Origin of the sequence: Pseudomonas sp. 21LCFQ02, from assembly GCF_024129895.2 — a bacterium.
GTDB lineage: Bacteria > Pseudomonadota > Gammaproteobacteria > Pseudomonadales > Pseudomonadaceae > Aquipseudomonas.
In genome coordinates, this window is the sequence record NZ_CM178749.1 from 3811454 (window position 1) to 3829965 (window position 18512).

The 18512-nt window shown below is 59.3% G+C and carries 15 protein-coding genes; 14 read left to right on the forward strand and 1 reads right to left on the reverse strand.

Annotated features, from left to right (window positions below; translation table 11 throughout):
- The first annotated feature begins 83 nt into the window (after nt 1–83).
- From NJC40_RS17275 to NJC40_RS17290, 4 genes are all read left to right on the forward strand, one after another.
- Entirely contained in the window at nt 84–1526 is a 1443-nt protein-coding gene (locus NJC40_RS17275) for an aminotransferase-like domain-containing protein (protein WP_045490124.1), read from the forward strand.
- A 102-nt stretch (nt 1527–1628) separates the two neighbouring features.
- Nucleotides 1629–2333: a hypothetical protein gene (locus NJC40_RS17280; RefSeq protein ID WP_045490127.1), complete on the forward strand. Its 705-nt coding sequence runs from the start codon at nt 1629–1631 to the stop codon at nt 2331–2333.
- A 94-nt stretch (nt 2334–2427) separates the two neighbouring features.
- Nucleotides 2428–2685 (forward strand): YkgJ family cysteine cluster protein, encoded by a 258-nt coding sequence (locus tag NJC40_RS17285; RefSeq protein WP_084710027.1) that lies wholly within the window; start codon nt 2428–2430, stop codon nt 2683–2685.
- A 43-nt stretch (nt 2686–2728) separates the two neighbouring features.
- Entirely contained in the window at nt 2729–3337 is a 609-nt protein-coding gene (locus tag NJC40_RS17290; protein WP_253140425.1) for an START domain-containing protein, read from the forward strand.
- 59 nt (nt 3338–3396) lie between these two features.
- Here the strand turns inward: NJC40_RS17290 and gltA are convergent, their stop codons facing one another.
- A complete protein-coding gene (gene gltA / locus NJC40_RS17295; protein WP_045490133.1) occupies nt 3397–4686 on the reverse strand; it encodes a citrate synthase in 1290 nt (429 codons plus the stop codon).
- 364 nt (nt 4687–5050) lie between these two features.
- On the opposite strand from gltA, the gene sdhC reads away from it, so the two are divergent.
- The 10 genes from sdhC to brnQ all read left to right on the forward strand — a co-directional run bounded on the left by sdhC (nt 5051) and on the right by brnQ (nt 18443).
- The gene (gene sdhC, locus NJC40_RS17300; protein WP_045490135.1) at nt 5051–5425 is read left to right on the forward strand and encodes a succinate dehydrogenase, cytochrome b556 subunit; all 375 of its coding nucleotides are present in this window, start codon (nt 5051–5053) and stop codon (nt 5423–5425) included.
- Complete coding sequence (gene sdhD, locus NJC40_RS17305; protein ID WP_045490137.1) at nt 5419–5787, forward strand: succinate dehydrogenase, hydrophobic membrane anchor protein; 369 nt, start codon at nt 5419–5421, stop codon at nt 5785–5787. Before sdhC ends, sdhD begins: the two co-directional genes overlap by 7 nt.
- Nucleotides 5788–5790: 3 nt before the next feature.
- Nucleotides 5791–7563: a succinate dehydrogenase flavoprotein subunit gene (gene sdhA / locus NJC40_RS17310; RefSeq protein WP_045490139.1), complete on the forward strand. Its 1773-nt coding sequence runs from the start codon at nt 5791–5793 to the stop codon at nt 7561–7563.
- Between the two features lie 11 nt (nt 7564–7574).
- The gene (locus tag NJC40_RS17315) at nt 7575–8279 is read left to right on the forward strand and encodes a succinate dehydrogenase iron-sulfur subunit (protein WP_045490142.1); all 705 of its coding nucleotides are present in this window, start codon (nt 7575–7577) and stop codon (nt 8277–8279) included.
- A gap of 254 nt (nt 8280–8533) precedes the next feature.
- A complete protein-coding gene (locus NJC40_RS17320; RefSeq protein ID WP_253140426.1) occupies nt 8534–11365 on the forward strand; it encodes a 2-oxoglutarate dehydrogenase E1 component in 2832 nt (943 codons plus the stop codon).
- 41 nt (nt 11366–11406) lie between these two features.
- Complete coding sequence (gene odhB / locus NJC40_RS17325; RefSeq protein ID WP_253140427.1) at nt 11407–12666, forward strand: 2-oxoglutarate dehydrogenase complex dihydrolipoyllysine-residue succinyltransferase; 1260 nt, start codon at nt 11407–11409, stop codon at nt 12664–12666.
- 171 nt (nt 12667–12837) lie between these two features.
- A complete protein-coding gene (gene lpdA / locus NJC40_RS17330) occupies nt 12838–14274 on the forward strand; it encodes a dihydrolipoyl dehydrogenase (RefSeq protein WP_253140428.1) in 1437 nt (478 codons plus the stop codon).
- Nucleotides 14275–14470: 196 nt separating this feature from the next.
- On the forward strand, nt 14471–15637 hold the full coding sequence (sucC, locus tag NJC40_RS17335) for an ADP-forming succinate--CoA ligase subunit beta (RefSeq protein WP_045490151.1): 1167 nt from the start codon (nt 14471–14473) through the stop codon (nt 15635–15637).
- Entirely contained in the window at nt 15637–16521 is an 885-nt protein-coding gene (sucD, locus tag NJC40_RS17340; RefSeq protein ID WP_045490153.1) for a succinate--CoA ligase subunit alpha, read from the forward strand. The genes sucC and sucD overlap by 1 nt, the downstream gene beginning before the upstream one ends.
- A 608-nt stretch (nt 16522–17129) precedes the next feature.
- Nucleotides 17130–18443: a branched-chain amino acid transport system II carrier protein gene (brnQ, locus tag NJC40_RS17345; RefSeq protein WP_045490155.1), complete on the forward strand. Its 1314-nt coding sequence runs from the start codon at nt 17130–17132 to the stop codon at nt 18441–18443.
- Nucleotides 18444–18512: the final 69 nt, after the last annotated feature.

The window sequence follows — 18512 nt, forward strand, 5'->3', positions numbered from 1 at the left end:
CCAGAACTGTCCCAGTACAATTGCAAACTGTTACGGTTGTTTATCCTACAAGAACAAAATGCCGGTCGCTGTGAGGCCGCTTCATGACCAATCTTCTGTTGTATCAACGTATCGCCCAGCAGCTTGCCGAAGATATTCGCCGCGGCGTTTATCAGCCGGGTGAGCGTGTCCCGTCGGTGCGCAAGATGAGCCTGCAGCTCAATGTCAGCCATGCCACGGTGCTGCAGGCCTACGCCAATCTTGAGGATCAGGGGCTGATTCGCGCCCGGCCACAGTCAGGTTATTACGTCCACCAGACTCCGGCGCTGACCGCATCGACGCCTGATATCGCCCGGGTCGAGCGGCCCAGCCTGGTGACTCGTAGCACCATTATCCAGCAGGTTTTGGTTGAATCACGACGTGAAGGGGTATTTGCTCTGGGTGCGGCTGTGCCTCATGTCGATTATCTGCCGGTCCGTGCACTGCATCAGCAACTGGCCAAAGTGACCCGTTTTCAAAGCCCGCGAGCCTTCAGCTACATGTTCAGCCCAGGCTATGAGCCGCTGCGGCGCCAAGTGGCGATCCGCATGCGTGATGCCGGGGTGGTGGTCGATCCTTCTGAGGTGGTGATCAGCCACGGTTGTGTCGATGCGCTGCAGATGGCTTTACGAGTGGTGACACGGCCGGGTGATTTGATTGCTGCCGAGTCGCCGGCTTATTACGGTCTGCTGCAACTGGCGGATTTGCTGGGGCTGAAGGTCATCGAGATTCCCAGTGATCCGGTCACCGGTATCAGTCTGGAAGCCTTGCAGCTGGCGGCCAATCAGTGGTCGATCAAGGCCTTGGTACTGACTGCCAGGGTAAGCAACCCGCTGGGGGCGACCATGCCCGAGGAGCGGCAGAAGAGTCTGCTGCGGCTGGTTGGCGATTTTGATATCCAGGTCATCGAAGATGATATCTATGGCGAGCTCATGTTCGAAATCGGTCGCACCCGTGCGCTCAAAGCCTTTGATCGGCATGACCGGGTCATCTACTGCTCAAGCTTCTCCAAAACCCTGTCGCCGGGAGTGCGCATTGGCTGGATGATTCCAGGCAGCAAGTACCTGGCCGAAATCCAGCGATTGCAGACCTTCAGTACCCATTCGGCGTGCAGCGTGACCCAGATGGGAGTGGCGGCCTACCTGGAGAATGGTGGCTATGATCGCCATCTGCGGCATATCCGGATTGAGTACCGCAAGAACCTGAGCGCCTATCAATTGGCCGTGCAGCAGCATTTTCCCGAGGGCACCCAGATGAGCCGGCCATTGGGCGGTTTCATTCTATGGGTCAGTTTGCCCGGCAGGGTCAATACTCAGGAGCTGCATATTCGTGCGCTGGAGCAGGGCATCAGCATCGCCCCAGGGCTGATTTTCAGCAATACAGAGCAGTTCAATCATTGCATTCGTCTGAACTGTGGGATGCCGTGGAATCGCGAAGCGGAGCGCTCTCTGATGACGCTGGGAATGTTGGCGCGGCAGTTGTGTCATGAGGCGGCCGCAGGATTTTGACCTATAGGCATGCGCTCTTTTCGTCCGATATTGGTCTGCTGACTTGTCAATCGGGTTGTAAAGGGCCAGCATGTTTATTTCTGCCCAAATCATTGTTCGCTTATGACTGTCTTTCGCCTTGCTGGATTGTTAGTCGTCGTGTTGTTGTGCGGTTGCGATGCTCGGGAGCCGTCTGCGCCCAGACCCAAAACAGAGGCTGCCTCGGCGGCTGTTGCGGTGCCTGAAGCGCCTGCGCGGCCGGTTGCGCCATCGACTGCCGAGAAGCCCGTTGCGCAGGTGGTAAGCGGCGCTGTGGCGGACAAGCATGAGCCTGCGCCGGTGCACAGCCTGGCGCCCAGCGTGCCGGTCAAGCCTGTGGTGCTCGACAAGAATGATTTTGGTGTGGCCAGCAAGCCTGTCGCCGCGCATGCGCAGCCTGAAAAGGCGGCGAAGGCGGTTGCCGGTGCCGAGCCTGGCAAGCCAGGTGTCAGCAAGTCTTCGACCAAGACGGTTGCCAAGGCCGATCGCAAGGAGTTGAAGGCCAAGGGTGACAAGGTGCCGGCCAAGAATGTGCGCATTGGCAATGCCAAGCTGGATCTGAGCCTGCCGCAGGAGTTGGTGCGCGAGCTGGAGCCGCCAGCCAATGTTATCAGTGGTCGGCGCAAGCCACTGCTGCCGCCGATGTTTGGTGATAAGGCGAATTCTGCCGAGTCAGGCTCGTTCGAACTGGGTGGTCGGATTATCAGCAACGAAATGCAGCTGCAGATGCGCAACGACAACCGCCGGGATGTCGACGGCGCGGCGCTGGACTTCAAATTCAGGCAGTAACGCCCTGTCTGCCCTGTGCTATGGCAGTTACAAGCCTTTGTGGCTGCCGCTAATATCGCTACTCTTTTTTCGTATTCCCAAGGTGTATCGCTTCATGGACTGTCGTTCAGGTTGTGGTGCGTGCTGCATCGCGCCGTCTATTACTTCGCCCATCCCCGGCATGCCTGATGGCAAGCCCGCCGGTGTGCGCTGCCTGCATCTTTCTGTGGAGATGCTCTGTGGATTGTTTGGTCGTCCCGAGCGGCCTGACGTGTGTGGGGGCTTTGCGGCGGATGAGGAGGTCTGTGGTGTTGACCAGGCTGATGCGATTCGTCTGATTGGCTGGTGGGAAAGAGCTACCGCTACCACCTGAGTCCGGGTGCTGGCGGTTCTATCGTAAGCAGAGGAGTGGAACGATGAAATCGCTGTACCGCCTGGCTGTTGCGTGTGGTGTAACTGTACTGTTCACGGGCGTTGCACACGCCGAAGACTGGCAGTTGGCCAAGGATGAACAGGGTATCAAGGTGTGGCTCAGTGAGGTGCCGGGTTCGAAGTACAAGGCCTATCGTGGCGTAACCGTGATTGATGCCAGCTTCCAGCGACTGCGTGCCTTGCAGGAAGATGTGGCGGGCGCCTGCGCCTGGATTCATGAGTGTGAATCGCAGAAGCTGCTCAAACACGAAGGTGACAAGGCCTGGACCTACACCCGCTTCAAGACGCCTTGGCCGGTTACCCCGCGTGACTCTGTGTTGCAGGTCAGTACCGTTCAGCAAACCGATGGCAGCCTGAGGCGCAACCTGCTGGCACAGCCGCGCTACATTCCTGAAGAAAAAGGCTACGTGCGGGTGGCGAGTGTCGACGGGTACTGGCAATTGTCGCCGAAGGGGCCTGATCGTACCGAGGTGACTTACCAGGTGCACACCGATCCTGGTGGCAGTGTGCCGTCATGGTTGAGCAACAAGTTCGTGGTCGATGCGCCGTTCAACACCCTCAAGGCATTGCGGGAGAGGGCGCTAAAGCCTTGAGGGCTGGCTGCAAAAACAAAGGGCTGCCCTTGGGCAGCCCTTGTTCGTTGCGCTGAAGCTTACTTGCGATCCGGCAGCGAAGTGATATCGCGTTGCTGCTCGCCGGTGTACAGCTGGCGTGGACGGCCAATCTTGTACGGGCTGGAGAGCATTTCTTTCCAGTGCGAGATCCAGCCGACGGTACGGGCCAGGGCAAAGATCACGGTGAACATGCTGGTCGGAATGCCGATCGCCTTGAGGATGATCCCCGAGTAGAAGTCGACGTTCGGGTACAGCGAGCGCTCGATGAAGTAAGGATCGGTCAGGGCGATCTCTTCCAGGCGCATGGCCAGTTCCAGCTGTGGATCGTTGTGGATGCCCAGCTCGCTGAGGACTTCGTCGCAGCTCTGCTTCATCACGGTGGCGCGTGGGTCGCGGTTCTTGTAGACGCGGTGGCCGAAGCCCATCAGCTTGAACGGATCGTTCTTGTCCTTGGCCTTGGCGATGTACTTGTCGATATTCGACACGTCGCCAATTTCGTCGAGCATGGTCAGGACCGCTTCGTTGGCGCCGCCGTGGGCAGGGCCCCAGAGTGCAGCGATACCGGCAGCGATACAGGCGAACGGGTTGGCGCCCGAAGAGCCGGCCATGCGTACGGTTGAGGTGGATGCGTTCTGCTCATGGTCGGCGTGGAGGATGAAGATCCGGTCCATTGCCTTGGCCAGTACCGGGCTGATCGGTTTGATCTCGCACGGGGTGTTGAACATCATGTGCAGGAAGTTTTCTGCGTAGCTCAGGTCGTTGCGCGGGTACATCATGGGCTGGCCCATGGAGTACTTGTAGACCATGGCGGCAAGGGTCGGCATCTTCGCAACCAGGCGAATGGCCGAGATTTCCCGGTGCTGCGGATTATTGATGTCCAGCGAGTCGTGGTAGAACGCCGACAGGGCGCCCACTACGCCGCACATGACCGCCATCGGGTGGGCGTCACGGCGGAAACCGTTGAAGAAGGTCTTGAGCTGTTCGTGGACCATCGTGTGGTTTTTGACCACGGCAACGAACTGGGCCTTCTGTTCTGCGGTTGGCAGTTCGCCGTTGAGCAGCAGGTAGCAGGTCTCCAGGTAGTCGGACTGGCTGGCCAGTTGCTCGATCGGGTAGCCGCGGTGCAGCAGGATTCCCTTGTCACCATCGATATAGGTGATTTTCGACTCGCAAGAGGCGGTCGACATGAAGCCTGGGTCGAATGTGAAGCGGCCGGTGGCGGTCAGGCCGCGTACGTCGATCACGTCAGGACCAACAGTGCCGGTCAGAATTGGCAGCTCGACGGGGGCGGTGCCCTCGATGATCAACTGCGCTTTTTTGTCAGCCATATGGCCTCCTGTTTATGCTTCGAATCATCAGACAGGCCCCCCACGCAGGGCCCGCATCACTATAGTGAGATAAATTCTAAAGTCAATTTGCCTAAAGTCGTGTTCCAAAGCGGCTTTGGCTATCCATATTTTCGTATTATTCCGACTCCTTTACCCCTTTTGCGCAAGCTGTGCAATCCGCCGTAGGCGGGTGGTCTGCGCGTTGTCATTAGTGGCCTAACTGTCTATACTCGGCGTCCGAGCGCCATGGGCTTTGCAGCCAGTTTCAGGCGCTCGTCACTTCGTGGGTAGTGGGTACCTGACCAGTGCACTTCCCAACAACTTGCCCTGTTGTTCAAAGGGCTCTTCAGTGTGAAAAAAAGCCGTGAAAAGCCAACGACCTGTAAATCTAGACCTAAGGACAATCAAGCTCCCAGTCACTGCTTACACGTCCATTCTTCATCGTGTTTCCGGTGTCATTCTCTTCGTCGGTGTTGTCATCATGCTTTATGCATTGGACAAATCCCTGGCGTCCGAGGAAGGCTTCGGTGAAGTCAAGGCGTGTCTGACCAGCCCGCTGGCGAAGTTTGTCATCTGGGGCTTGCTGTCTGCCCTTCTGTATCACCTGGTGGCCGGCGTGCGTCACCTGATCATGGATGCTGGTGTAGGCGAGACGCTGGAAGGCGGCAAGCTGGGCTCCAAAATCGTAATCGTTGTTTCTGTGGTGCTGATCGTGCTGGCGGGAGTCTGGATATGGTAACCAACGTCACTAACCTTTCCCGCTCCGGCCTGTATGACTGGATGGCGCAACGTGTGTCGGCAGTTGTGCTCGCGGCTTATTTCATCTTCCTGATCGGCTACCTGGTGGCCCACCCAGGTATCAGCTACGCCCAATGGCACGAGCTGTTCTCCGCCACCTGGATGCGTATTTTCAGTCTGCTGGCCCTCGTTGCCCTTGGCGCTCACGCCTGGGTCGGCATGTGGACCATCACCACCGACTATCTGACGCCGATGGCGCTGGGCAAGTCGGCGACTGCGGTACGTTTCCTGGCCCAGGCAGTATGCGGCATTGCGATGTTCGCCTACTTCGTCTGGGGCGTGCAGATTCTTTGGGGTATCTGATTAATGGCTAGCACAAAAACTCTTTCTTTCGACGCCATCATTGTTGGTGGTGGCGGTGCCGGTATGCGTGCTGCGCTGCAACTGGCCCAGGGTGGTCACAAGACTGCTGTGGTCACCAAGGTGTTCCCGACCCGTTCGCACACCGTTTCGGCCCAGGGTGGCATCACCTGCGCGATCGCTTCGGCGGACCCGAACGATGACTGGCGCTGGCACATGTACGACACCGTCAAGGGGTCGGACTACATTGGTGACCAGGACGCAATCGAATATATGTGCCAGGAAGGTCCTGCTGCCGTATTCGAGCTCGACCACATGGGTCTGCCGTTCTCGCGTACCGAAACCGGCCGTATCTACCAGCGCCCGTTCGGTGGTCAGTCCAAGGACTTCGGCAAGGGTGGTCAGGCTGCCCGTACCTGCGCAGCTTCCGACCGTACCGGTCACGCGCTGCTGCACACGCTTTATCAGGGCAACCTGAAAGCCGGCACCGTGTTTCTCAACGAGTACTACGCCGTTGACCTGGTAAAGAATGGCAATGGCGATTTCGTTGGCATCATCGCCATCTGCATTGAAACCGGCGAAACCATGTACATCCGCTCCAAGGCGACCGTACTGGCGACCGGCGGTGCAGGCCGTATCTATTCGTCCACCACCAACGCCCTGATCAACACTGGTGACGGTGTCGGCATGGCGCTGCGCGCCGGTGTACCGGTGCAGGACATCGAGATGTGGCAGTTCCACCCGACCGGCATTGCTGGCGCAGGTGTACTGGTTACCGAAGGCTGCCGTGGTGAAGGTGGATACCTCATCAACAAGCACGGCGAGCGTTTCATGGAGCGTTACGCGCCCAACGCCAAGGACCTTGCCGGTCGTGACGTCGTGGCCCGTTCCATGGTCAAGGAAATCATCGCCGGTAACGGTTGTGGTCCTAATGGCGACCACGTGATGCTCAAGCTCGACCACCTGGGCGAAGAAGTACTGCACAGCCGTCTGCCAGGTATCTGTGAGCTGTCCAAGACGTTCGCTCACGTCGACCCGGTTCTGGCGCCTGTTCCAGTGGTTCCGACCTGTCACTACATGATGGGCGGCGTTGCCACCAACATCCATGGTCAGGCCATGACCCAGGATGCTGAAGGTAACGATGTGATCCTGCCGGGCCTGTTCGCTGTGGGCGAAGTGGCGTGCGTATCGGTTCACGGTGCCAACCGTCTGGGTGGCAACTCGCTGCTCGACCTGGTGGTATTCGGCCGCGCTGCCGGCCTGCACCTGGAGAAGGCTCTGGCTGACGGCGTTCAGTATGACGAAGCCACCGAAGCCGACATCAACAGGGCGCTGAGCCGTCTGGACGCGCTCAACGGCCGTACCGAAGGCGAAGACGTCGCGACCCTGCGCCGCGAGCTGCAAAGCTGCATGCAGAACTACTTCGGTGTGTTCCGTACCGGCGAGTACATGCTCAAGGGTATCGAGCAACTGGCCGAGCTGCGCCAGCGCATTGCCAACGTCAAGATCAACGACAAGTCCCAGGCCTTCAACACCGCGCGTATCGAAGCGCTGGAGCTGCAGAACCTGCTGGAAGTTGCTGAGGCCACGGCCATCGCAGCAGAAGCCCGTAAAGAGTCGCGCGGCGCTCACGCCCGTGAAGACTACGAAGATCGTGACGACGAAAACTGGCTGTGCCACACCCTGTACTACCCGGGTGTCAAAAAGGTCACCAAGCGCGCCGTCAACTTCGCGCCGAAGACCGTGCCAGCGTTTGAACCAAAAGTCCGGACTTACTAAGGGTGGCCGCTATGTTGAAAGTCGAAGTTTATCGTTACAACCCCGACACCGACTCGGCGCCCAAGACTCAGGTGTTCGACGTCGATACCGGTGGCAAGGATTTGATGGTGCTTGATGTATTGGCGCTGATCAAAGAGCAGGACGAAGGTTTCTCGTATCGTCGCTCGTGCCGTGAAGGTGTTTGCGGCTCCGATGGCATGAACATCAACGGCAAGAATGGCCTGGCATGCATCACGCCGCTGTCTGCCGTGGTCAAGGGCAACAAGCTGGTGCTGCGTCCGCTGCCTGGTTTGCCTGTCATACGTGACCTGGTCGTCGATATGAGCATCTTCTACAAGCAGTACGAGAAGGTGAAGCCATTCCTGCAGAACGACACGCCGGCTCCGGCCATCGAGCGTCTGCAGTCGCCTGAAGAGCGTGAAAAGCTCGATGGTCTGTACGAGTGCATCCTGTGCGCTTGCTGCTCGACCTCGTGCCCGTCCTTCTGGTGGAACCCTGACAAGTTCCTGGGCCCTGCGGCACTGCTGCAAGCCTATCGTTTCCTGGCTGACAGCCGTGACACTCGCACTGCCGAGCGTCTGGCGTCGCTGGACGACCCGTTCAGTGTGTTCCGCTGCCGCGGCATCATGAACTGCGTCAACGTTTGTCCGAAGGGCCTTAACCCTACCAAGGCTATCGGTCACGTGCGCAACATGCTGTTGGGTAGTGGCGTCTGATTTACTGCTGTAACCCGCTACATCGTTGCAACCGCTGCGGCGCAGACATACAGTCCGTGCTGCAGTTTTAACCAGGGCAGGGCTCGCAAGGCCAGTGCTCTAACTTTGAAGAAATGAGACCAGCAGGGGCATTCGGGCTGGTGCCCGGACTATCTGCGTGATCCTTAGTGGCTTGTTACGGTCGCTGCACACGACCGTCTCAGACTCGCTCTGTGTCTTCGCCGGTGGTGTCCCCTTACCGAGGGTGACCAAGCATGCAAGAAAGCGTGATGCAGCGCATGTGGAACAGCGCCCACCTTTCCGGTGGTAACGCTGCCTATGTGGAAGAGCTCTACGAGCTCTACCTGCACGACCCTAACGCTGTGCCAGATGAATGGCGCACCTACTTCCAGACGTTGCCGATTGAAGGTAGCGCTGTCACCGATGTATCGCATTCGACAATTCGCGACCATTTCGTGTTGCTGGCCAAAAACCAGCGCCGCGCACAACCGGTATCCGCCGGCAGCGTGAGCAGCGAACACGAGAAGAAGCAGGTTGAAGTGTTGCGGCTTATCCAGGCTTACCGTGTACGTGGCCATCAAGCGGCCCAGCTCGACCCGCTGGGGTTGTGGCAACGTCCCGTGCCGGCTGATCTGTCGATCACCCATTACGGCCTGACCAATGCGGACCTGGATACCGTGTTCCGTGCCGGCGACCTGTTCATCGGCAAAGAGGAAGCGAGCCTACGCGAAATCCTTGAATCGTTGCAGCAGACATATTGTCGCACCATCGGCGCCGAGTTCGCCCACATCGTGGATTCCGAACAGCGCAACTGGTTCATGCAGCGCCTGGAAAGCGTCCGTGGCCGTCCGGCGTTTTCTGCCGAGAACCAGGGTCACCTGCTCGAGCGCGTCACTGCGGCCGAAGGCCTGGAAAAGTACCTGGGCACCAAATACCCGGGCACCAAGCGTTTCGGTCTGGAAGGCGGCGAAAGCCTGATTCCGATGCTCGACGAGCTGATCCAGCGCTCCGGCTCCTACGGCGTCAAGGAAGTCGTGATCGGCATGGCCCACCGGGGTCGCTTGAACGTGCTGGTCAACACCTTCGGCAAGAACCCGCGCGAGCTGTTCGACGAGTTCGAAGGCAAGAAGATGGCCGAGCTGGGCTCCGGTGACGTCAAGTACCACCAGGGCTTCTCTTCCAACGTCATGACAGCAGGTGGCGAAGTTCACCTGGCCATGGCGTTCAACCCGTCGCACCTTGAGATCGTCTCTCCGGTGGTCGAGGGTTCCGTGCGTGCCCGTCAGGATCGTCGCAACGATTCGACTGGCGAGAAGGTCCTGCCAGTTTCCCTGCACGGCGACGCCGCCTTTGCCGGCCAGGGTGTGGTGCTGGAAACCTTCCAGATGTCGCAGACCCGCGGTTTCAAGACCGGCGGTACTGTGCACATCGTCATCAACAACCAGGTTGGCTTCACCATCAGCAACCCGCTGGACGCGCGTTCCACCGAGTACGCCACCGACGTTGCCAAGATGATTCAGGCGCCGATCCTGCACGTCAATGGCGACGATCCTGAAGCTGTGGTGTTCGTCACCCAACTGGCGATCGACTACCGCATGCAGTTCAAGCGCGACATCGTCATCGACCTGGTGTGCTACCGTCGTCGCGGCCACAACGAGGCCGACGAGCCAAGCGGCACCCAGCCGCTGATGTACCAGCAGATCAACAAGCAGCGCACCACCCGTGAGCTGTATGCCGAGCAGTTGATCAAAGCCGGTGTGTTCGACGAAGCGACTGTACAGGCCAAGATCGACGACTACCGTACTGCTCTGGACAACGGTCAGCACGTGGTCAAGAGCCTGGTCAAGGAGCCTAACCGCGATCTGTTCGTCGACTGGCGTCCCTACCTGGGCCATGCCTGGACTGCGCGTCATGACACCCGCTTTGACCTCAAGACCCTGCAGGAGCTGTCTGCTCGCCTGCTGGATCTGCCAGAGGGTCTGGTGGTTCAGCGTCAGGTCCAGAAAATCTACGAAGACCGCCAGAAGATGCAGGCCGGTGGCTTGCCGATCAACTGGGGCTACGCCGAGACCATGGCCTACGCCACGCTGCTGCATGAAGGCCATCCGGTGCGTATCACCGGTCAGGACGTCGGCCGCGGTACGTTCTCGCACCGTCATGCCGTGCTGCACAACCAGAAGGACGCCAGCGCCTATGTGCCGCTGAAGAACCTGTCTGCCGAGCAGCCACGTTTCGAAATGTACGACTCCTTCCTGTCCGAAGAAGCCGTACTGGCCTTCGAATACGGTTATTCGACCACCCAGCCTAACGCGCTGGTGATCTGGGAAGCCCAGTTCGGCGACTTCGCCAACGGTGCCCAGGTGGTGATCGACCAGTTCATCACCAGTGGCGAGCACAAGTGGGGTCGTCTGTGCGGCCTGACCATGCTGCTGCCGCACGGTTATGAAGGGCAGGGGCCGGAGCACTCCTCGGCACGTCTGGAGCGCTACCTGCAATTGTGCGCCGAGCACAACATCCAGGTTTGCGTACCGACCACACCGGCCCAGATCTACCATCTGCTGCGCCGTCAGGTGATCCGTCCGCTGCGCAAGCCGCTGGTGGTTCTGACGCCGAAGTCGCTGCTGCGCCACAAGCTGGCCATCTCGACGCTGGAAGATCTGGCCGAAGGCTCGTTCCAGACCGTGATCCCGGAAATCGACAGCCTCGATCCGGCCAAGGTCGAACGCCTGGTACTGTGCAGCGGCAAGGTCTACTACGACCTGCTGGAGAAGCGCCGTGCCGAAGGTCGTGAAGACATCGCCATCGTGCGTATCGAACAGCTGTATCCGTTCCCGGAAGATGACCTCATGGAGGCCATTTCGACCTACACCAACCTCAAGCATGTGGTCTGGTGTCAGGAAGAGCCGATGAACCAGGGCGCCTGGTACAGCAGTCAGCACCATCTGCGTCGCAGCATCAGCAACCACAACCGTAGCCTCGTTCTCGAGTACGCCGGTCGTGATGCTTCTGCCGCGCCAGCATGCGGTTACGCTTCGAAGCACGCCGAGCAGCAGGAAAAACTCCTGCAAGATGCCTTCACTGTTTAACGCCTTCGCGCATTAGAAACCGAATTAAGGAATTACAGATAATGGCTATCGAGATCAAAGCCCCCTCTTTCCCGGAGTCCGTTGCCGACGGCACCATCTCCAAGTGGCACAAACAACCGGGCGAGGCGGTAAAGCGCGACGAACTGCTGGTCGACATCGAGACTGACAAGGTGGTCCTGGAAGTCCTGGCCGAAGCTGACGGCGTGCTGGCATCGATCGTTAAAGGCGAGGGCGACATCGTCCTGTCCAACGAAGTGATCGCGACCCTGGACGCGGGTGCTACCGCATCGGCTGCTCCGGCTGCCGCTGCTGCTCCTGCCGCTGCACCAGCAGCAGCTGCTGCTCCTGCCGCTGCACCAGCAGCAGCTGCTGCCCCGGCTGCCGCTGCTGACGAAGACGCCATCGCTGCCCCGGCAGCGCGCAAGCTGGCTGAAGAAAACGGCATCAACCTGGCCAGCGTCAAAGGCACCGGTAAAGACGGCCGGATCACCAAGGAAGACGTGGTCGCAGCTGTTGAAGCGAAGAAATCCGCGCCGGCCGCTGCGCCTGCTGCCCAGCCGGCCGCTGCCGCTGCTGCTCCTGTGTTCGCTGCCGGCGACCGCACCGAGAAGCGCGTGCCGATGACCCGCGTGCGTGCCACCGTTGCCCGTCGTCTGGTCGAAGCCCAGTCGAACATGGCGATGCTGACCACCTTCAACGAAGTCGACATGACCGAAGTCATGGCACTGCGTTCGAAGTACAAGGATCTGTTCGAGAAGTCCCACAATGGCGTGCGCCTGGGCTTCATGTCGTTCTTCGTCAAGGCTGCTACCGAAGCACTGAAGCGCTTCCCGGCCGTTAACGCCTCGATCGACGGCAACGACATCGTGTACCACGGCTATGCCGACATCGGTGTTGCCGTTTCCAGCGACCGCGGCCTGGTGGTTCCGGTACTGCGTAACGCCGAGCACATGAGCCTGGCTGAAATCGAAGGCGGCATCGCCACCTTCGGCAAGAAAGCCCGCGACGGCAAACTGTCGATCGACGAAATGACCGGCGGCACTTTCACCATCACCAACGGCGGTACTTTCGGTTCGATGATGTCGACCCCGATCGTCAACCCGCCGCAGGCCGCTATCCTGGGCATGCACAACATTCTGCAGCGTCCCATGGCCGTCAATGGTCAGGTTGTCATCCGTCCGATGATGTACCTGGCGCTGTCGTACGACCACCGCCTGATCGATGGTAAAGAAGCTGTAACGTTCCTCGTTACCATCAAGAACCTGCTGGAAGATCCGTCTCGCCTGCTGCTGGACATCTGATCAAGGCAGCCCCGGGTGCCAGGCTTGAAGCTGCCATCATCAGCAGCGGGGAGCGGTGCTTGAGGCTGTAACCTTATCTGATTATCGTGTTGTAATGCCGGGCTGCGTCTACCGCAGCTCAGCTTGCAGCTTGCAGCTGATAGCTCGAAGCTAAAAAAGGAATCTTTTTATATGTCTCAGAAATTCGACGTAGTAGTGATCGGCGCGGGCCCTGGTGGCTACGTAGCGGCCATCAAGGCTGCCCAGCTTGGCTTGAAAACCGCCTGCATCGAGAAGTACCAGGACAAGGACGGCAAGCTGGCGCTGGGCGGTACTTGCCTGAACGTCGGTTGCATTCCTTCCAAGGCTCTGCTGGACAGCTCCTGGAAGTACTACGAAGCGAAGAAGAGCTTCAACGTTCACGGTATCAGCACCGGTGAAGTCGCCATCGACGTGCCGACCATGGTTGGCCGCAAGGCGACCATCGTCAAGGGTCTTACCGGCGGCGTTGCCAGCCTGTTCAAGGCCAACGGCGTCACTTCCCTGCAAGGCCACGGCAAACTGCTGGCCGGCAAGAAAGTCGAACTGACCAAGGTTGACGGCACCGTTGAAGTGATCGAAGCCGAGCACGTGATCCTGGCTTCCGGCTCGCGTCCGATCGACATCCCACCGGCCCCGGTCGACCAGAATGTCATCGTCGACTCCACCGGCGCCCTGGAATTCCAGCAGGTTCCTAAACGCCTGGGCGTGATCGGCGCTGGCGTGATCGGTCTGGAGCTGGGCTCGGTCTGGGCCCGTCTGGGTGCTCAGGTTACCGTTCTGGAAGCACTGGAAAAGTTCCTGCCAGCCGCTGACGACGCTGTTGCCAAAGACGCGCTGAAGACCTTCACCAACCAGGGTCTGGACGTCAAGCTGGGCGCCCGTGTGACCGGCTCCCAGGTCAACGGCAACGAAGTCGAAGTCACTTACACCGACGCCAACGGCGAACAGAAGATCACCTTCGATCGCCTGATCGTGGCCGTGGGCCGTCGCCCGGTGACCACCGACCTGCTGGCCGCCGACAGTGGCGTGACCCTGGACGAGCGTGGCTACATCTACGTTGACGACTACTGCGCCACCAGCGTACCGGGCGTTTACGCCATTGGCGACGTGGTACGTGGTCTGATGCTGGCTCACAAAGCTTCCGAAGAAGGCATCATGGTGGTTGAGCGCATCAAGGGTCACAAAGCCCAGATGAACTACAACCTGATTCCGTCGGTTATCTACACCCACCCGGAAATCGCATGGGTTGGTAAAACCGAGCAGACCCTCAAGGCTGAAGGCGTTGAAGTCAACGTCGGCACCTTCCCGTTCGCTGCCAGTGGTCGTGCCCTGGCTGCCAACGACACCGGCGGTTTCGTCAAGATCATCGCCGACGCCAAGACCGATCGCGTTCTGGGCGTTCACGTGATCGGCCCAAGCGCTGCTGAACTGGTTCAACAGGGTGCGATCGCCATGGAATTCGGCTCCAGCGCCGAAGACCTGGGCATGATGGTCTTCTCTCACCCGACACTGTCCGAAGCGCTGCACGAAGCGGCACTGGCTGTGAATGGCGGCGCCATCCACATCCAGAACCGCAAGAAGCGCTAAGGCACAAGAAACCTCGGCGCGCTGCCCGTCGTAAGACCTGTTCGCAGGTCGCACCGCGGAAAGCGCGTCGGACTCGACCTCTCAGGCGGCAGTGGGATTTCCCGCAGTCCACCCGGAGTAGCGGTCACAGGTGGTGCGGCACACATGCGGTGTGCAGCATCGAATGCGTAATGTCTAAACACAGACGGTAATAAGCATGAATCTTCACGAGTATCAGGGTAAGCAGCTGTTCGCTGAATACGGCCTGCCAGTATCCAAAGGCTTCGCAGTAGACACCCCGGAAGCAGCCGCAGAAGCTTGCGACAAGATCGGCGGCACAGAGTGGGTCGTCAAGGCTCAGGTTCACGCTGGTGGCCGTGGTAAAGCGGGCGGCGTAAAGCTGGTTCGCAGCAAGGAAGACGCAGCAGCTTTCGCTCAGCAGTGGCTGGGCAAGCGCCTGGTGACTTACCAGACTGACGCCAATGGTCAGCCAGTGACCAAGATCCTGGTCGAATCCTGCACTGACATCGCCAAAGAGCTGTACCTGGGCGCTGTAGTCGATCGTTCCAGCCGTCGTATCGTGTTCATGGCCTCCACCGAAGGTGGCGTGGACATCGAGAAGATCGCTCACGACACTCCTGAAAAGATTCTCAAGGCCACCATCGATCCACTGGTTGGCGCTCAGCCATTCCAGGGTCGCGAGCTGGCTTTCCAGCTGGGTCTGGAAGGCAAGCAGGTTGCTCAGTTCGCCAAGATCTTCACTGGTCTGGCCAAACTGTTCCAGGACCACGATCTGGCCCTGCTGGAAGTCAACCCGCTGGTGATCAAGGCTGACGGCGACCTGCACTGCCTGGACGCCAAGATCAATATCGACGCCAACGCCATGTACCGTCAGCCCAAGCTGAAGGAATTCCACGATCCTTCGCAGGACGATCCTCGCGAAGCTCACGCTGCCAAGTTCGAACTGAACTACGTAGCGCTGGAAGGCAACATTGGCTGCATGGTTAACGGTGCGGGCCTGGCCATGGGTACCATGGACATCGTCAACCTGCACGGCGGCAAGCCAGCCAACTTCCTCGACGTAGGTGGTGGTGCAACCAAAGAGCGCGTAACCGAAGCGTTCAAGATCATCCTGTCCGACACCAACGTGGCGGCAGTACTGGTCAACATCTTCGGCGGTATCGTTCGTTGCGACATGATTGCCGAAGGCATCATCGGTGCAGTGAAAGAAGTCGGCGTGAAAATCCCGGTCGTTGTTCGCCTTGAAGGTAACAACGCTGAACTGGGCGCTAAAGTACTGGCAGAAAGCGGCTTGAACATCATCGCAGCTACCAGCCTGACCGATGCTGCTCAACAAGTTGTCAAAGCTGCGGAGGGCAAGTAATGAGCGTTCTGATCAATAAAGACACCAAAGTCATCTGCCAAGGCTTCACCGGCTCGCAGGGTACTTTCCACTCCGAACAAGCCATCGCCTACGGCACCAAGATGGTTGGCGGCGTGACTCCAGGCAAAGGCGGTACCACCCACCTGAACCTGCCAGTGTTCAACACTGTGAAAGAAGCTGTAGCGGCCACCGGCGCTGACGCCTCGGTTATCTACGTACCGGCTCCTTTCTGCAAGGACTCGATCCTGGAAGCTGCTTTCGGCGGCATCAAGCTGATCGTGTGCATCACCGAAGGCATTCCGACCATCGACATGCTGGAAGCCAAGGTCAAGTGCGACGAACTGGGTGTTACCCTGATCGGCCCTAACTGCCCAGGCGTTATCACTCCGGGCGAGTGCAAGATCGGCATCATGCCAGGTCACATCCACTTGCCAGGCAAGGTCGGTATCGTTTCGCGCTCCGGCACCCTGACTTACGAAGCCGTCAAGCAGACCACTGACGCCGGTTTCGGTCAGTCGACTTGCGTCGGTATCGGTGGTGACCCGATCCCAGGCTCGAACTTCATCGACATCCTGAAGCTGTTCCAGGAAGACCCGAAGACCGAAGCGATCGTCATGATCGGTGAGATCGGCGGTTCCGCTGAAGAAGAAGCTGCTGCGTTCATCAAAGCCAACGTGACCAAGCCGGTCGTGTCCTACATCGCTGGTGTGACTGCCCCTCCAGGCAAGCGCATGGGCCACGCAGGCGCAATCATCTCCGGCGGTAAAGGCACTGCAGACGAGAAATTCGCTGCCCTGCAAGACGCTGGCGTGAAGACCGTTCGCTCCCTGGCTGACATCGGCAAGGCCCTGGCCGAGCTGACCGGTTGGGAAGTCAAGAAGTAAGCATCGCTTGCCTTGACTGAACACAACAAAGGCCACCTTCGGGTGGCCTTTGTCGTTACAGGAGTTTGGGTGGATGCGGGTTGTGGGCAGCAGATCATCCGCCGTCTCGGCGTCGCGCTGTCGCGCAGCAAACAGGGAACCTCGTAGGAGCAGCTTTAGCTGCGAAAGCTTCTTAGCTAAAGCCAAAACTGGTCAGTTAGACCGGTGGGAGCCAGCTTGCTGGCGAAGGCGGCGGCACATTCGCAGCAGATGTAGTGTTTTTACTGGCTTCTTCGCGACCAAGGTCGCTCCCACAGAGATTTGTGATGACTAAATGATCAGTACTGCAGCTAAGGCTGCTTCTACAGGCGGATCGCCGCCCGGCCGCTCATACAGAATTGTGCGTAATAATCGGGTTAGCTGCTCAAACCAAGTACAGAATCGCGACAAAGCAGTGCAAATCATCGGCTGGACGCCCTTTGCTAGTGCGTTTTGTGCGCAATTTGTTTAGCCTTGCTGCCTTCGCGGTGCAGCCCGGCTCCCACAAGGAACCCCAGCCCTGCGCCCCTGCTTCACAAGAGCGGCAGATCATCCTTTTCGTTCCTGATTCGGCAGTGTGGTTTTCTTAGATGAAAGTTTTGAAAGGCCAGGACATCCTGGCATTGGGCTTCATGACGTTCGCGCTGTTCGTCGGTGCCGGTAACATCATTTTCCCGCCTATCGTCGGCCTGCAGGCCGGCCCCCACGTATGGATCGCTGCATTGGGCTTTCTGGTCACCGCCGTGGGCCTGCCAGTGCTCACCGTGGTCGCCCTGGCCCGGGTGGGTGGCGCCATGGACAGCTTGAGCAGTCCCATCGGCAGAGTCGCCGGGGTTGTCCTGGCCACCGTCTGCTACCTGGCCGTAGGCCCATTCTTCGCCACGCCACGCACGGCAACGGTGTCTTTCGAAGTCGGTGTCGCACCGCTGACCGGCAACAGCCCGACCGCGTTGTTTATCTACAGCCTGGTGTATTTTCTGCTGGTGCTGATGGTCTCGCTCTATCCGGGCCGCCTGCTCGACACCGTCGGCCGGGTCTTGGGGCCGTTGAAGATCGTCGCCCTTGGCGCATTGGGCATCGCGGCCTTCATGTTGCCGGCCGGTGACATCGGCTCGGCCCAGCCTGCTTATGCCGCTGGTGCGTTCTCCAAGGGCTTTACCGAAGGCTATCTGACCATGGATACCCTGGGCGCTCTGGTATTCGGGATCGTGATCGTCAATGCCATCCGTTCTCGTGGTGTCGAGTCCCCGCAACTGATTACCCGCTATGCAATTATCGCCGGCCTGATCGCTGGGGTAGGGCTGGCGCTGGTGTATGTCAGCCTGTTCCGCCTGGGCTCGGGCAGTCATGTGATCGCCGCCGGCGCGAGTAACGGGGCAGCGGTGTTGCATGCCTACGTGCAATACACCTTTGGCTCACTGGGCAGTGGTTTTCTCGCGGTCCTGATTGCTCTGGCTTGCCTGGTCACGGCGGTGGGCCTGACCTGCGCTTGCGCGGAGTACTTCAGCCGTCTGCTGCCCCTGTCGTACCGCACCCTGGTGATCGGTCTGGCGGCCTTCTCGCTGCTGGTGTCCAATCTGGGGCTGACCCGCCTGATCGAGTTCTCGGTGCCGGTGCTGACCGGCATCTACCCGCCGTGCATCGTGCTGGTGGCGTTGAGCTTCTGTCAGGGGGCATGGCACAGCGCAACCAGAGTAGTCGCGCCGGTGATGCTGGTGTCGTTGCTGTTCGGCACTGTCGATGCGCTGAAAACGGCGGGTCTGACCGCCTGGCTGCCGGAGTCGCTGGCCAACCTGCCACTGAGCGCAGAGGGGCTGGCCTGGCTGGTGCCGTCGGTCATTACCCTGGCCGCTGCGGTCGTGGTCGATCGGATGATCGGCAAGCCGCGCGAAGTACTGGCATAACGATGAGTCATTTATAGGGAAGTGTAAGTTTTCGGCCTCCCCAACTGTAAGGCTTACATGACGCTACAA